This is a genomic window from Streptomyces sp. NPDC054757 (genome assembly GCF_053612185.1).
The window spans coordinates 258,511-272,538 of record NZ_JBSHBW010000005.1; the positions used below are offsets into that span (position 1 = coordinate 258,511).

Consider the following 14,028-nt stretch of genomic DNA (forward strand, 5'->3'; position numbering starts at 1 on the left):
GACAGTGATCAGGGTTCCGGAGCGGATGATCCCGCTTCTCAGGGAGGCGCTTGGTGTCGCAGAATCTGTCTGACTTCGCCGACCTCATCAGGTCGGTCAAGGAGTCGGCCGTCCATCTGGAGATGCGCGACGGGTACGGCGTCGACAACGAGATCGAAGGCTTCGCCGCATGGAAGCGGGGCCATCGGCTCGACCCCGGTGACCGCTCCTCGTGGTGGCGTCCGTGGCTCGACCTCGTCCAGGAGGTCACGGCAAAGGGCGTCGTCATCCGGCGCGCCCGGGTGATTTCGGAGCCCGTCAGTGAGTACATCGCATTCGAGCACTCCGGCACCTTCACGAATCTGGAAGCAGGAGAACAGATCCGGTGGCTTCCCCGACGCAGCGCCTCAGACCTTGCCCTCCCGGGCAATGACTGCTGGATCTTCGACGGCCGCCTGGTCCAGTTCAACATTTTCGACGGAGACGGCCGGTGGGTGCACACCGACCAGACCGAAGACCCTGCCGTAGCCGGGCTGTGTGCCTCAGCGTTCGAAGCCGTGTGGGAACGCGGTATCCCGCACGACAAGTACACCGTTTGATCCCTGGCCTGTCAGCTCATGCCCACGTCTCCGCTCTCCAGCGCCCAAGCAGCACGGGCCGCCGTAGCGTCTCGCCTGCAAGGGCTCATGAAGGACGCCGGGCTCTCGGGGCATGAGCTGGCCGCCAGGTGCGGCTGGCACAAATCGAAGTCGTCCCGCATCGCCCGGGGCAAGACCCCGCCGTCGGATGCCGACATCCGCGCGTGGTGTGCGGCCTGCGGCTCCGAGGAACAGGCAGCCGACATCATCGCCGCATCACGAAACGCAGAGTCGATGTACGTCGAGTGGAAGCAGATCCACCGCGACGGTATGCGCCACGTCCATGAGAAGACAGTCCCGCTCTATCAACGGACCCGGTCATTCCGTGTCTACGCATCGAACCTCGTGCCGGGGATGCTCCAGACCGCTGGTTACACCACAGGACTGTTGAGGGCCATCACGGCTTTTCAGGGAACCCCCGACGATGTGGCTGACGCCGTACGGGCAAGGCAGGCTCGTTCCCGGGTCGTCAGGGAAGGTGACCACCGCTTCGCACTGCTCCTTGAAGAGACAGTTCTCTACTACCGGGTCACCGACGATGCTGCCATGGCCGAGCAGTTGGAGTACCTGCTCACCATCATGGGGCAGCCGAATGTGTCGCTCGGCGTCATCCCCGCCAGGACCCGCCGGACCGTGTGGCCCCTGGAAGCGTTCTACGCCTTCGACGATCAACAGGTAGCGGTCGAGACCTTGACCGCAGAGATCAACCTGACCACGCCCGGAGAGATCCGCACTTACCTCCGCGCGTTCTCCGACCTGTCGCAGGTGGCTGCACGTGGAACTCAGGCACGCGCACTCATAACGAAGGCCCTGGCCACACTCGGGTGAATCCGTGCAACCGCATGCAACAACATGGAAGCCGGTACGCGGCACTCCGTAACGTCATCACCACACCGAGCGACAGCGAAGGGGTGCGCGATGGCGACCGGAACAGAACCCGCACGGTGGCAAGAAGCACCGTTGTCACTGCCGCTGTGTGAACCCGAACCGGCGCCCCAGCCTGTACGCGGTTGCCCGGAGTGCCTGCGACTGGACACGCTGCGGGACACCGCGACCGAGGGCGAGTTCGTGGATCACTCCCTGATTTCTGACTGCAACGTCCTGCTCCGCATGCACAGGACTGGGCACTGACGAATGGACATGCAGACCTGGCGGTACGGACGCGCCCTGGCCAGAGATGCCGCTGAAGCCGTCCGCGCAGCCCTGGCCACCCTCGGCATTCCGGAGGCCGGGGGGAGTGAGATACGGCCTGCCCTCGTCTACCACGGCCAGGTGTTCGCACACGTGGGGATGGTTCCGGCTGATGTGGTGGGGCCGATGGATGAGGCCATGAAGGTCACTGAGACTTCCGCCTATTGAGGGGCGGGAGGCGGCCCTTCCGGCCGCCAAGCAGACCAGGAAAGGCATAACGATGACCGACCTGTACGGCCTCCCCATCGAAGGAGCCGAGTTCTCGAAGGCCTGTGGTGGCAACACGCATCCGGACGGCGAGGCATGCGTGACCCTCGCGAAGATCGGGCCGGGTGCGTGGGCCATGCGTGACAGCAAGCGCCCGGACGCCGAGCCGCTGCGCTTCACGACGGCGGAGCTGAACGCGGCGGGCATCGATCCCGCCCGCTTCGACCTCTCCGCCTGAGCCGCAGCGCCACCTGAACCTACGGCCCCGCCGCGCGTCGGCGGGGCCGTCGCCACCTCTCGGATAGGAGCAGCAGTGCACCACCACGGGTACTCCTGGGTCGGGGAGAAGAGGGCGTTCGACAAGGAGAGCACCCGTCGCCCTCCTGGCGAGCCTCCGACTGCGGGCAGCCCTCAGGAGGTCATCGAGCGGTATCGAGAGGCAGTAGCAGAGTTTCCTGTCATCGGTCTGCCTCCTATCCAAACGGCGCATTGGCTGATGAAGCCTGCCTCCCTGGTGCGGGGAACCTGGAGGGAACCCAAGGAAGCAGGCGAATGGCTCGAACTCCAACTCTCCGAATTCGCTGCCCGGTTCGCCTCTCCGCAAGACCGAGAAGGTACCCGACTGATTCTCCTGGTGAGAGCCGCAGTCGCGCGGATGGCGTGGGGCGGGGACGTGTCCCTCGGCCATTATCTGAAGGGCACCGTCTTCCACTCGGTCGCGCTGGTGACGTGCTCCCCCAATCGTGCCGCTCCTGAACTGCCCTGCCCCACGCGGCAGGCCTGACTTTTCACCGGACCACATCGGGACCCTGATCGGCCGTGCTGTAGCAGGTTGATACGGATCCGGCCGGAGGACCCGTGGCGTATCCGCTCTGCTGAAATAGGGGCATGACGACTGACGCAACAGCCATGCCCGACTGGGAGAAGCGGTTCCGCGCACCTCGCGTCTCGCTGCCCGACTGGGCGGAGGACGCCCCCGACCGCAGCCTGTTCGTGTCGAACGCGACCGGTACGTACGAGCTGTACACCTGGGACCGGAAGACCGGCGAGCAGCGGCAGGTCACCGACCGGCCGAACGGTACGACCGACGGGGCTCTGTCGCCCGGCGGTGACTGGATCTGGTGGTTCGACGACACCGACGGGGACGAGTTCGGTGTCTGGATGCGCCAGCCCTTCCACGGCGGGCCCGATGAACCCGCCGCCCCCGGCCTCGAACCCTCCTACCCGGGCGGTCTGGGGATCGGCCGGGACGGTACGGCGGTGGTCGGCAGGTCTACCGACGAGGACGGCTCGACGGTCCATGTCGTACGGCCGGGCGCCGCGCCGGTCGAGATCTACCGGCACCGGGAGTCGGCCGGGGTCGGCGACCTCTCGTACGACGGGACGCTGATCGCGCTGGAGCACACCGAGCACGGCGACGCGATGCACTCGGCGCTGCGGGTGGTCCGGCCCGACGGGTCCACGGTCGCCGAGCTGGACGACACCAGGGGCGGCACCGAGGAGCTGGGGCTCCAGGTGCTCGGCTTCGCGCCGGTCGCCGGGGACACCCGGCTGCTCGTCGGCCACCAGCGGCGGGGCCGCTGGGAGCCGATGGTGTGGGACGTGGCGGCCGGCACCGAGAGCAGCCCGGCGGTCGAGCTGCCCGGCGATGTCAGCGCCGAGTGGTATCCGGACGGCTCCGCGCTGCTGATCGTGCACAGCTTCGAGGCACGCAGCGAGATGTGGCGGTACGAACTGGCCACCGGGGAGCTGGTCCGCGTAGAGACCCCGGCGGGTTCGGTGTCCGGGGCTACCGCAAGGCCCGACGGCACGGTCGAGTACCTGTGGTCGTCGGCCGCGCTCCCCCCGGTCGTACGTTCCACGTCGGGCGCGGTCGTGCTCGACCCGCCGGGGATGAAGGCGCCGGATTCCGTGCCGGTGCGGGACGTCTGGGTGGAGGGTCCCGGCGGCCGGGTCCACGCGCTGGTGCAGCAGCCGGCGGGGGACGGCCCGTTCCCCACCGTCTTCGAGATCCACGGCGGCCCGACCTGGCACGACAGCGACGCGTTCGCCTCGGGCCCGGCGGCCTGGGTCGACCACGGCTACGCGGTGGTCCGGGTCAACTACCGCGGCTCGACGGGCTACGGGCGGGCCTGGACCGACGCGCTCAAGCACCGGGTCGGGCTGATCGAGCTGGAGGACATCGCGGCGGTCCGGGAGTGGGCGGTCTCGTCGGGGATCGCGGACCCGGCGCGGCTGGTGCTCGCGGGCGGCTCCTGGGGCGGCTATCTGACGCTGCTCGGGCTCGGCACCCAGCCGGACGCGTGGGCGGCCGGGCTGGCGGCGGTGCCGGTCGCGGACTACGTCACGGCCTACCACGACGAGATGGAGGGGCTGAAGGCGATGGACCGGACGCTGCTCGGGGGCACCCCGGAGACGGTGCCCGAGCGGTTCGCCGCCTCGTCGCCGCTGAGCTATGTGGACGCGGTGCGGGCACCGGTCTACATCTCGGCGGGTGTGAACGACCCGCGCTGCCCGATCCGGCAGGTCGAGAACTACGTCGACCGGCTCGCCGGGCGCGGCGCGGTCCACGAGGTGTACCGGTACGACGCGGGCCACGGCTCGCTGGTGGTGGAGGAGCGGATCAAGCAGATCAGGCTTGAGCTCGACTTCGCCCGGCGGCATGTGAAGAAGTAGAAGAAGCAGCAGGCCGTACGGGGCGGGGCCCGGGGCGGGACATACGGGGCGGGGTCCGGGGCACGAGGCCCGGAGCCCGCCCCGTACCGTAAGAGATGTGTACCGGTTCCTGCTGACACCCCGCTGGCTGGGGATCACCGTCTTCGCCCTGCTCGCCATCCCGTTCTGCGTCTTCATGGGTTCCTGGCAGCTGAGCAGGTTCGAGGACCGGGTGGCCACCCACCGGACAGACGAGCACCGGCCCGACCCGACCCGCCAGGCGTCGGCGCCGCTCTCCTCCCTGCTGCCCGTGAACCTCGACACGTCCGGGCGGCAGGCCACCGCGACCGGGAAGTACGGCGAGCAGTTCCTGGTGCCCGACCGGGTCGTGGACGGCAGGGAGGGGTCGTACGTCCTGACCCTGCTCCGCACCGACGGCGGCAAGGCCCTCCCGGTGGTGCGCGGCTGGCTGCCGCACGGAGCGAAGCCGCCCGCTCCCCCGAAGGGCGCCGTCAAGGTCACCGGATCGCTCCAGGCGTCCGAGAACAGCGGGACCGACGGGGCGTACACCGGGGGCGGGCTGCCGGCCGGCCAGATCGGGATCATCAGCGCGGCATCGCTGGTGAACGTCGTGCCGTACCCCGTGTACGACGCGTGGATCACGCTGCCGCACGCCTCGGCGGGCCTCAAGGCCGTCCCGGCGGCGGCGCCGCCGAACAGCGGGCTCGACCTGAAGTCCTTCCAGAACCTCGGCTATACCGGCGAGTGGTTCGTCTTCGCGGGCTTCGTGGTCTTCATGTGGTTCCGGCTGGCGCGGCGTGAGGCCGAGGCGCTCAGGGATCTGAGGCTGGGGATCGTGCCCGACACGGAACCGGTCACGGTGGTGGACGACGCGGTGATGGACGGCGCGGTGATGGACGGCGCGGTGATGGACGGCGCCAAGGCGGACGCGCACGCAGGTGTGGGTCCGAGAGCGGACGACGGTTCGGGCGTCCGACCAGGCGGTACGGGCGTCTGACAGGGCCGTTCGGGCGTCCGACCAGGCGGTTCGGGCAGCTGCCCGAGCGGTACGGTCGGCTGACCGGGCCGGGTCCGCTCCGGCCGCCCGGGGTCCCCGGGGCGGCCACCGCCCCACCCGTTACGAGGCCGTCAACAGCCCCGTGCGGTAGATCGTCCCCGCGCACGCGTTCGGGATGGTCGCCTCCGCCGCCGGTACGCCCGGCTCCGCCTCGTGCACCACGGCCACGCTGCCGTCCGACGTACCGTCACCGCTGCCGAGCTGCGGGGTGGCGTCGGTGCCGCCGTTCCCGGGCTGTCCGCCGTCGCCCGTTCCCGCCGAACCTCCGGTGCCGCCGGATCCCGACGACGGGGTCGGGTCGGGGGTGGCGCCGCCGCCGGTGGGACAGGTCGCGGCCGGGACCCAGGCGAACCTCACCTCGTACGCCTGGGACGGGCCGAGCACCAGACCGGTCGCGTCCTGCGACGGGTCGGGCAGGCCGTCCGCCGCGTCGCCCGCCGTGTGATCGACCACGGTGATGCGGGCGGCGTCGGCGGCGCCCAGCGCCTGGAAGTTGACGGTGCCCGCGTCGCTGACCGCGCACTGGCTGTGCGAGACGTTGGAGACCCGGAAGGTTCCGTAGACCGTGCCGTCCGCCTGGGGCGTTCCCGCGTTCGCGCCGGTGACCCCGAGCTGGTGGGCGGTACAGGCGGGCAGCGAGTCGAGCGCCCTGCCCGAGGGGCCGGTGGACCCGCCTGCGGCGCCGCCGTGGCTGCCGCTCCCGGCCCCCTTGGGAGCGTCCTTCTTCCCGTGCCGGCCGTCGCCTTCGCCGTCGTCGGACGGTTTGCCGCTGTCCTTCTTGCCGCCGCCGGGCGCCACCGCGTCCGTGGAGCCGGGGGTGCGGTGGCCATTGCCCGCCAGCGCGGGGTTGTTCCTGACCCCGTCGCCCGAGCCCGCGACATGGATGAAGGCCGGGATCGCGGTCCCGACGAGCAGCGCGGCCGCGGCCGTGCCGACCACGATCTGCCGCTTCCTGGCCCGGCGCGCGGGCACCGCCCTGCGCAGCCGGTCGAGCGCGTCGTCGGACGGGGTGAGCTCCCGGACGGCGCCGTGCATCATCCGGCGCAGTTCGAGTTCCTGCTCGTCCAGGCCCTCGGCTCCGTGCTCGTCGAACCCGTCGGCTTCATGGCCGGAACCGTCGTTCTGCATTCCGTTCCCCGCCTGGTTGTCCACGGACGGGCCCGGCCCGCCGTGCTGCTTGCGCCATGCGGCGGGCATCTCCCGCCCGTAACGATTCTTCCCGCTCATGCCGGTGCCTCCATGGCCACCCGCAGCGCGGCGATGCCGCGCGACCCGTATGCCTTGACCGAACCCAGCGATATGCCCAGCGCCTCGGCCACCTGTGCCTCCGTCATGTCACCGAAGTAACGGAGCACCAGCACCTCGCGCTGGCGGCGCTGGAGGTTGCGCATGGCCTTCTTGAGCGCGTCGCGCTCCAGGAGGTCGTAGGCCCCTTCCTCGGCGCTCGCCATGTCCGGCATCGGCTTGGAGAGGAGCTTCAGCCCGATGATGCGCCTGCGCAGCGCGGACCGGGACAGGTTCACCACGGTCTGGCGCAGATACGCGAGTGTCTTCTCGGGGTCCCTGACCCGTTTGCGCGCCGAGTGGACGCGGATGAACGCCTCCTGGACGACGTCCTCGCAGGAGGCGGTGTCGTCGAGGAGGAGCGCCGCGAGACCCAGCAGCGACCGGTAGTGGGCGCGGTAGGTCTCGGTGAGGTGGTCGACGGTGGTGCCGGAGGCCATGGCGTCGTCAGCACCCTCGCCGCTCTGCGACGGGACGGAACCGGGCCGGGTGGTGGGGACGGGGGCGATCACCGGCATCCCACCGGGCACACGCGGACGCCGGAGCGGACGGACCACTGCGGCCCGCCCGGGCATCGCTGGAATATCGAGAACCTCTGCCACGCCAGTTGGACACGCTTCCCCCCGCCAGGGTTGTACGCGTATGGCATCGCCTTTGACGATGCGGCCAATGCCCTCATGCGTACCCGTTCTCCCCCAATGCCCCTTTTTCCACGACGCCTTGCGGCATCTCGCACAGGACGGGGCCACACCAAAGACGCACCCGTTCCGGCTGCGGTTGCAGACACACGGGAGACTGAATCGTGTAACAGGCACAAGGCCCAGTTCAAGTGGTTCCGGCGTACGTCTTGCTCACAGGCCACACACAATTTCTACAAAGGATCAGGTTCGGGACAGCGGTGCCGGTCAGCTTCCGGCGCTTCCCGTGAAGTCCGTCTCGGCCGCGACCGCCTCGGCGATCTGGGCGGCGTTGAGCGCGGCACCCTTACGGAGGTTGTCGGCGCATACGAACAGGTCAAGGGCGTTCGGATCGTCGAGGGACCGCCGCACCCGGCCCACCCAGGCCGGGTCCGTGCCCACCGCGTCCGCCGGGGTGGGGAAGTCCCCCGCGTCCGGGTCGTCGAAGAGCACCACACCGGGCGCGGTCGCCAGGATCTCGTGCGCACGGCCGAGCGTCAGCTCGTTCTCGAAGCGCGCGTGCACGGAGAGGGAGTGGGTGGTGACGACCGGGACCCGTACACAGGTCACCGCCACCGGAAGCGCGGGCCGGTCCAGGATCCTGCGGGTCTCGGCGCGGAGCATCAGCTCCTCGGACGACCAGCCGTCGGCGGCGGGCGTACCGGCCCAGGGCACCACATTGAGCGCGATGGGGGCCGCGAAGGGCCCGGTGTCGTCGCCCACGGCGCGGCGTACGTCCCCGGGGTGCGTCCCCAGCTCCGTACCGGAGACCAGCGCGGTCTGGCTGCGCAGCGCCTCCACACCGGGGACGCCCTCGCTGCTCACCGCCTGGTACGTCGAGACGACCAGCTCGCGCAGCCCGAACTCGGCGTGCAGCGCGCCGACCGCGACGATCATCGCGAGCGTGGTGCAGTGCGGGGACGCGACGATGCCGCGCGGCCTGAGCCGTACGGCGTGCGGATTGACCTCGGGCACCACGAGCGGCACGTCCGGGTCCATCCGGAAGGCGCCGGAGCTGTCCACGACCACCACGCCCTTGGACGCGGCGACGGGCGCCCACTCGCGCGCGACGTCGTCGGGGACGACGAAGAGCGCGACCTGGACGCCCTCGAAGGCTTCCTCGGTGAGCGGGAGCACTTCGGACTCCTCCCCGCGCACGACCAGCTTGCGGCCGGCCTTGCGCGGGGAGGCGATGAGTCTGATGTCGCCCCAGATGTCGGCGTGCTGCGACAGCATCTGGAGCAGCACGGTGCCGACGGCCCCGGTCGCTCCCACGACCGCGAGGGCCGGCTTACGGCCTCCTCCTGCCCGGAGGCCGGTGCCGGTCATCGCCCGGTGCCCCCATAGACGACCGCCTCGTCGGAGTCGCTGTCGAGACCGAAGGCGGTGTGCACGGCGCGCACGGCCTCGTTGACCTCGTCGGCACGGGTGACCACGGAGATACGGATCTCGGACGTCGAGATCAGCTCGATGTTCACGCCCGCGTCCGAGAGCGCCTCGAAGAAGGTCGCGGTGACACCGGGGTTGGTCTTCATACCGGCGCCGACGAGCGAGATCTTGGCGATCTGGTCGTCGTAGCGCAGCGACTCGAAGCCGACGACCGGCTTCGACTTCTCCAGCGCGTCGACGGCCTTGCGGCCCTCGTCCTTGGGGAGCGTGAAGGAGATGTCGGTCAGACCGGTCGAAGCGGCGGAGACGTTCTGCACGACCATGTCGATGTTGACCTGGCTGTCCGCGATGGCGCGGAAGATCGCCGCGGCCTCGCCCGGCTTGTCGGGCACACCGACGACGGTGATCTTCGCCTCGGAGGTGTCGTGCGCGACACCCGAGATGATGGCCTGCTCCACTGTCGGGTCCCCTTGTGCTTCGACTCGTGCTTCGTTGCTGACCCATGTGCCCTGGAGCCCCGAGAACGAGGACCGGACATGGATCGGGATGTTGTAGCGGCGTGCGTACTCGACGCAGCGGTGCAGCAGCACCTTGGAGCCGGAGCTGGCGAGCTCCAGCATGTCCTCGAAGGAGATCCGGTCGATCTTCCGGGCCTTCTTGACGACCCGGGGGTCGGCGGTGAAGACACCGTCGACGTCCGTGTAGATCTCACAGACCTCCGCGTCGAGCGCCGCGGCGAGTGCGACGGCGGTGGTGTCCGAGCCGCCGCGGCCGAGGGTGGTGATGTCCTTCTTGTCCTGCGACACACCCTGGAAACCGGCGACGATCGCCACGTTGCCCTCGTCGAGTGCGGTGCGGATCCGCCCCGGTGTGACATCGATGATCCGCGCTTTGTTGTGGACCGAGTCGGTGATGACACCGGCCTGGCTGCCCGTGAACGACTGGGCGTCGTGGCCCAGGTTCTTGATCGCCATGGCCAGCAGGGCCATGGAGATCCGCTCTCCGGCGGTCAGCAGCATGTCGAATTCCCGCCCGGCAGGAATCGGCGACACCTGCCCGGCAAGATCGATCAACTCGTCCGTCGTGTCGCCCATCGCTGACACCACGACAACCACCTGGTTGCCGCTCTTCTTGGCGTCGACGATTCGCTTGGCGACCCGCTTGATGCCTTCGGCATCGGCTACGGAGGAGCCTCCGTACTTCTGCACGACAAGGCCCACGTGCGCTCCTCGATCCAGTCATTTCTGCGGTCGGCTCAGTTTAACGAGCGGCCGTACGACACCCCGTATGTACCAGATCGTGAGATGTCCCGCTCACTCACCGATCACCGTCAGGTGGCACGGCCGCTCGGTGAGCATGCCTGCCCGGGATGGAGCGGGACACTCGGAACGTGGGGCGGGTCACACCCTTGCGGGTCACACGTCCGGGTCCCACCGGCACGCGGGCCGCTGATCACACCGGCAGGCAGGCCGCGGGTCACACCGGCGTGTAGACCGTGAGCCGCAGCGCCGGGTCGTCAGTGGCCTGGAAGCTCGCGTACTCGAAGCGGAGCAGGCCCCGGCGCGGATGGTGCAGCACCTTCTGTCCGGCCTCGCCGCCGGTACGGATGTGGTGCCCCTCCCACCAGCCGGCGAACTCCGGGCTCTCCCGCCGCAGCCGCTCCGCCAGACCCCGGAAGGCCGGATCGCCCGCCCACAGATCGTGCGCCGCCCGGAACTGCCCCACCACGCGCCGCGCCTCGTCCGCCCAGCCGGCCCCGAAGAGGCGCCGGGCGGCGGGGTCGGTCAGCAGCTGGACCAGGACATTGCGGTCCGCGTCGGGCAGCAGGCCGAAGTCCGTGAGGGTGTCGGCCGCCGCCGCGTTCCAGGCCAGCAGGTCCCACCGGCGGCCCGTGACATAGGCGGGCTGGCCGAGGCTCGTGACCAGCCGCCGGATCCCGTCCGGCACGGTCTCCCGGACGAAGCCGGACCGCCCCGACCGGGCGGCCAGCGCGCGCAGATGGGCATGCTCGGCCGGGTCGAGGCGCAGGGCGCGGGCCAGCGCGTCGACGGTGCCGGCCGAGGGGCTGACCGCCCGCCCCTGCTCCAGCCGGACGTACCAGTCGACGCCGATCTCCGCGAGCTCCGCCACCTCCTCGCGCCGCAGCCCGGGTGTCCGGCGCCGCCGCCCGCCCGCGAGACCGACGGCCCCGGGGCTCAGCCGCTCGCGTCGCGACCGCAGGAAGTCGCCGAGCGCGCCGGGAACCGTATCCGTCATGGACACACCACTCTCCTCACCGGCACCGCCCCGCCGCGGAGTGCCGGCGGGGTACCAGGAAGTTGCCAGGGAGTGACCAATCCTAGGATCACGCCGGTCCTGGATCCGGCCGTGCGGGCCGGTGAGGCTGGCCCCGGCAACAGGGCCGTATCCCCACAGCATCCCCACCGCAGGAGGACCAGCACGATGAAAGCCGCAGTCCTGAAGGCATTCGGAGCACCCCTGGCGGTCGAGACCGTCCCCGACCCGGTCATCGGGACCGGCGAGGTGCTCGTCGATGTCGTCGCGGCGGGCGTACTCCCCTACGCCGCCGAGGTGTTCAGCGGCGAGCGGGGCTATCTGCTCGACCTGCCGGTGGTCCCGGGGTCCGGGGGGACCGGCCGGGTCCGCGCCGTGGGACCCGACGCCACCACCCTCGCCGTGGGCGACTGGGTCCTCTGCGACCCCGCCGTCCGCGCACGCGACGGCGCGCCGGCCCCCGACATCACCCTGCAGGGCCTCAGCGCCCGCGGCGACGGCGGGCTCCGCCTCCAGCGGTACTTCCACGACGGGGCCTTCGCCGGGCAGATCCGCGTCCCGACCGAGAACGCCGCCCCCATCGGCCCGCTCGACCCGGCGGACGCCGGACGGTGGTGTGCCCTGCAAGTCCTGCTCGTGCCGTACGGGGGCCTCCTCGCGGCGGAGCTGCGTGCGGGCGAGACGCTCCTGGTGAGCGGCGCCACCGGTAACTTCGGCAGCGCCGCCGTCGCCGTGGCGCTGGCCATGGGGGCCGGCTGTGTGATCGCGCCGGGCCGCAACGAGAAGGTCCTGGACGCGCTGGCCGACCGTTTCGGCCCGCGGCTGCGCCCCGTACGCCTCACCGGCGACGCGGCCGAGGACACCGTACGGATGAAGCGCGCGGCCCCGGGCGCGGTCGACTGCGTACTCGACCTGCTGCCGCCCGCCGCCGGCCCGGCACCGGTCCGGGCGGCGGCGATGACGGTCCGCGAGTTCGGCAGGGTCGTCCTGATGGGCGGTGTCGGCATGGGGGGCGGCGACGACCTCGGCCTGCCGTACCTCTGGCTGATGCGCAACAGCATCACGGTCCGCGGCCAGTGGCTGTGCTCGCGCGACGCGGTCCCGCGCATGATCGCCCTGATCCGCTCGGGCCTGCTGGACCTGGACCACTTCACGGTCACGGACTTCGCCCTGGACGATGCGAACGAGGCGGTGGCCCATGCGGCGGGCGAGCGGGGGCCGTTCAGGCTCACCGTGCTCAGGCCGTGAGCGTCGGCCGGTCGGCGGCTGCCCTCAACAGCCCCTCTCTCAGGCGTTCTTGGACGAGGCGAGGTGGGCGAAGACGACCACGTTGTCCTCGTAGTCCTGGGCGTCCTTGTTGTACGAGCCGCCGCAGGTGATCAGGCGGAGCTGGGGGTCGGGGGTGTCGCCGTAGACGCGCTGGTCGGGGAAGTCGGCCTTGCTGAACGTCTCGACGGAGTCGACCTTGAAGGTGGCGACCGTGCCGTCCTTCCTGGTGATGTCCACTTCGTTTCCCGGCTTGAGGGTCCGCAGCAGCAGGAACACGGCCGGGCCGGTCTTGGTGTCGACATGGCCTGCGACGATCGACGCGCCGCGCTCTCCGGGGGTGGCGCCGCCCCGGTACCAGCCGACCATGTTGGTGTTGTCCGCGGGCGGCGGGTTGAGGCGGCCCGTCTTGTCGAGGTCCAGTGCGGTGAACGGTGCGTCGACGGCGATGGTCGGGATCTTCAGCCGGGTCGGATCGGAGTGGGGCAGCGGGGCGGCCGTCGCGGGGGCACGGGGGGCCGTGGAGGCAGCGGCGGCGGGCCCGGACTGCACCTTGGCGTCACCCGCCGGGCTGCCGAAGCCGATTCCGAAGGAGTTGCAGAGCAGGAGAGCGCCCGCGCACGCCGCCGCGGCGGGCCAGACCAGGACGCGGTGCAGGGGACGCACCGCGTTCTTCGGGGGCACGGTGCTCTGCGCGGACGGGACGGAAGGCTTCGGCTGGGGAAGCTTCTCAGCGGCCATCGGGTGTGCTGCCTTTCGGGCGGGGCGGTGGAAAAGGACGAGGAGGGGCGGCAGGAGAGAGGAGGGTGCTGCCTGGGGTGCGGGGTGTGGCTCGGGATGTGGCTCGGGATGTGGTTCGGGTGTGACTGGGGATGTGGTTCGCGGTGGGACTCGGGGTGGGGCGTACAAGCGTTGCGGCCACCGCCCCTCGGGGCGGTGGCCTCGTCAACGCTGCTGGTGCGAGCGGGGTGGCGGTCAGGCCATCGACAGGCCGGAGGCGTTGCGACGGCGGCGGATCATGTAGACGCCCGCACCGACGCCGCCGAGGAGCAGCAGCGAACCGGCGGCCACACCGCTGTTGGCCGCCAGGCCGCCCCCACCGGTGTGCATGCCACCGTGCGGACGGTGGTGGTTCAGGCCGGGAGACTGGTCGGTGTTCCAGGAACTGTCATCGCTGGAGCCTTCCTCCCACGAGTCGTCCTTCCAGGAGTCGTCCCGGTCCATGCCGGCGGCGGACTCACCGTCGTCGCCCATGGTCAGCGCCGTGTTCATGGCGAGGGCGCCACCGCCGGTGTGCATGCCGCCGTGCGGACGGTGGTGGTCACGGCCGTGGTCGTGGTCACCGTGGTCGTGGTCACGCCCGTGGTCGTGGTCACCCTGCCCGTGGTCC

14 protein-coding genes and 1 pseudogene are annotated in these 14,028 nt (G+C 70.6%); 8 read left to right on the forward strand and 7 right to left on the reverse strand.

Going from position 1 to position 14,028, the window contains the following annotated elements:
- Positions 1-53: 53 nt before the first annotated feature.
- From ACWGKJ_RS09880 to ACWGKJ_RS09910, 7 genes are all read left to right on the forward strand, one after another.
- Positions 54-578, forward strand: a complete 525-nt coding sequence (locus tag ACWGKJ_RS09880; RefSeq protein WP_385020191.1) for a DUF6879 family protein — start codon at positions 54-56, stop codon at positions 576-578.
- An 18-nt stretch (positions 579-596) separates the two neighbouring features.
- A complete protein-coding gene (locus tag ACWGKJ_RS09885) occupies positions 597-1,445 on the forward strand; it encodes a helix-turn-helix domain-containing protein (protein ID WP_385020188.1) in 849 nt (282 codons plus the stop codon).
- A gap of 306 nt (positions 1,446-1,751) precedes the next feature.
- Positions 1,752-1,976, forward strand: a complete 225-nt coding sequence (locus tag ACWGKJ_RS09890) for a hypothetical protein (protein WP_385020185.1) — start codon at positions 1,752-1,754, stop codon at positions 1,974-1,976.
- 52 nt (positions 1,977-2,028) lie between these two features.
- On the forward strand, positions 2,029-2,253 hold the full coding sequence (locus ACWGKJ_RS09895) for a DUF397 domain-containing protein (RefSeq protein ID WP_385020183.1): 225 nt from the start codon (positions 2,029-2,031) through the stop codon (positions 2,251-2,253).
- Positions 2,254-2,328: 75 nt separating this feature from the next.
- Complete coding sequence (locus ACWGKJ_RS09900) at positions 2,329-2,799, forward strand: hypothetical protein (RefSeq protein WP_385020180.1); 471 nt, start codon at positions 2,329-2,331, stop codon at positions 2,797-2,799.
- A gap of 104 nt (positions 2,800-2,903) precedes the next feature.
- Positions 2,904-4,691: a S9 family peptidase gene (locus tag ACWGKJ_RS09905; RefSeq protein ID WP_385020177.1), complete on the forward strand. Its 1,788-nt coding sequence runs from the start codon at positions 2,904-2,906 to the stop codon at positions 4,689-4,691.
- A 97-nt stretch (positions 4,692-4,788) separates the two neighbouring features.
- The gene (locus ACWGKJ_RS09910) at positions 4,789-5,688 is read left to right on the forward strand and encodes an SURF1 family protein (protein WP_385020174.1); all 900 of its coding nucleotides are present in this window, start codon (positions 4,789-4,791) and stop codon (positions 5,686-5,688) included.
- 120 nt (positions 5,689-5,808) lie between these two features.
- On the opposite strand, the gene ACWGKJ_RS09915 is transcribed toward ACWGKJ_RS09910, so the two are convergent.
- The 5 genes from ACWGKJ_RS09915 to ACWGKJ_RS09935 form a co-directional block, all read right to left on the reverse strand.
- Positions 5,809-6,975: a hypothetical protein gene (locus tag ACWGKJ_RS09915; protein ID WP_385022758.1), complete on the reverse strand. Its 1,167-nt coding sequence runs from the start codon at positions 6,973-6,975 to the stop codon at positions 5,809-5,811.
- Positions 6,972-7,634: a SigE family RNA polymerase sigma factor gene (locus ACWGKJ_RS09920; protein ID WP_385022754.1), complete on the reverse strand. Its 663-nt coding sequence runs from the start codon at positions 7,632-7,634 to the stop codon at positions 6,972-6,974. The genes ACWGKJ_RS09915 and ACWGKJ_RS09920 overlap by 4 nt, the downstream gene beginning before the upstream one ends.
- Positions 7,635-7,937: 303 nt before the next feature.
- Entirely contained in the window at positions 7,938-9,038 is a 1,101-nt protein-coding gene (locus ACWGKJ_RS09925; RefSeq protein ID WP_385022751.1) for an aspartate-semialdehyde dehydrogenase, read from the reverse strand.
- Complete coding sequence (locus tag ACWGKJ_RS09930) at positions 9,035-10,318, reverse strand: aspartate kinase (RefSeq protein WP_385022748.1); 1,284 nt, start codon at positions 10,316-10,318, stop codon at positions 9,035-9,037. Before ACWGKJ_RS09930 ends, ACWGKJ_RS09925 begins: the two co-directional genes overlap by 4 nt.
- Before the next feature lie 256 nt (positions 10,319-10,574).
- A complete protein-coding gene (locus ACWGKJ_RS09935) occupies positions 10,575-11,354 on the reverse strand; it encodes a helix-turn-helix transcriptional regulator (RefSeq protein ID WP_385022764.1) in 780 nt (259 codons plus the stop codon).
- Positions 11,355-11,540: 186 nt separating this feature from the next.
- Between ACWGKJ_RS09935 and ACWGKJ_RS09940 the strand changes: the two genes are divergently transcribed.
- The gene (locus ACWGKJ_RS09940; RefSeq protein ID WP_385022745.1) at positions 11,541-12,620 is read left to right on the forward strand and encodes an alcohol dehydrogenase catalytic domain-containing protein; all 1,080 of its coding nucleotides are present in this window, start codon (positions 11,541-11,543) and stop codon (positions 12,618-12,620) included.
- Positions 12,621-12,659: 39 nt separating this feature from the next.
- On the opposite strand, the gene ACWGKJ_RS09945 is transcribed toward ACWGKJ_RS09940, so the two are convergent.
- Together ACWGKJ_RS09945 and ACWGKJ_RS09950 are read right to left on the reverse strand one after the other, a co-directional pair.
- Positions 12,660-13,379 (reverse strand): class F sortase, encoded by a 720-nt coding sequence (locus ACWGKJ_RS09945; RefSeq protein ID WP_385022742.1) that lies wholly within the window; start codon positions 13,377-13,379, stop codon positions 12,660-12,662.
- Between the two features lie 234 nt (positions 13,380-13,613).
- A pseudogene (locus tag ACWGKJ_RS09950) lies at positions 13,614-14,028 on the reverse strand (hypothetical protein); the annotation flags it as partial.

What these genes read in the sequence shown, in the direction of transcription:
- ACWGKJ_RS09885 (WP_385020188.1), top strand. Translation starts at nt 597, where the DNA reads ATGCCCACGTCTCCGCTCTCCAGCGCCCAAGCAGCACGGGCCGCCGTA.
- ACWGKJ_RS09890 (WP_385020185.1), top strand. Translation starts at nt 1,752, where the DNA reads ATGGACATGCAGACCTGGCGGTACGGACGCGCCCTGGCCAGAGATGCC.
- ACWGKJ_RS09895 (WP_385020183.1), top strand. Translation starts at nt 2,029, where the DNA reads ATGACCGACCTGTACGGCCTCCCCATCGAAGGAGCCGAGTTCTCGAAG.
- ACWGKJ_RS09905 (WP_385020177.1), top strand. Translation starts at nt 2,904, where the DNA reads ATGACGACTGACGCAACAGCCATGCCCGACTGGGAGAAGCGGTTCCGC.
- ACWGKJ_RS09915 (WP_385022758.1), bottom strand. Translation starts at nt 6,975, where the DNA reads ATGAGCGGGAAGAATCGTTACGGGCGGGAGATGCCCGCCGCATGGCGC.
- ACWGKJ_RS09925 (WP_385022751.1), bottom strand. Translation starts at nt 9,038, where the DNA reads ATGACCGGCACCGGCCTCCGGGCAGGAGGAGGCCGTAAGCCGGCCCTC.
- ACWGKJ_RS09935 (WP_385022764.1), bottom strand. Translation starts at nt 11,354, where the DNA reads ATGACGGATACGGTTCCCGGCGCGCTCGGCGACTTCCTGCGGTCGCGA.
- ACWGKJ_RS09940 (WP_385022745.1), top strand. Translation starts at nt 11,541, where the DNA reads ATGAAAGCCGCAGTCCTGAAGGCATTCGGAGCACCCCTGGCGGTCGAG.
- ACWGKJ_RS09945 (WP_385022742.1), bottom strand. Translation starts at nt 13,379, where the DNA reads ATGGCCGCTGAGAAGCTTCCCCAGCCGAAGCCTTCCGTCCCGTCCGCG.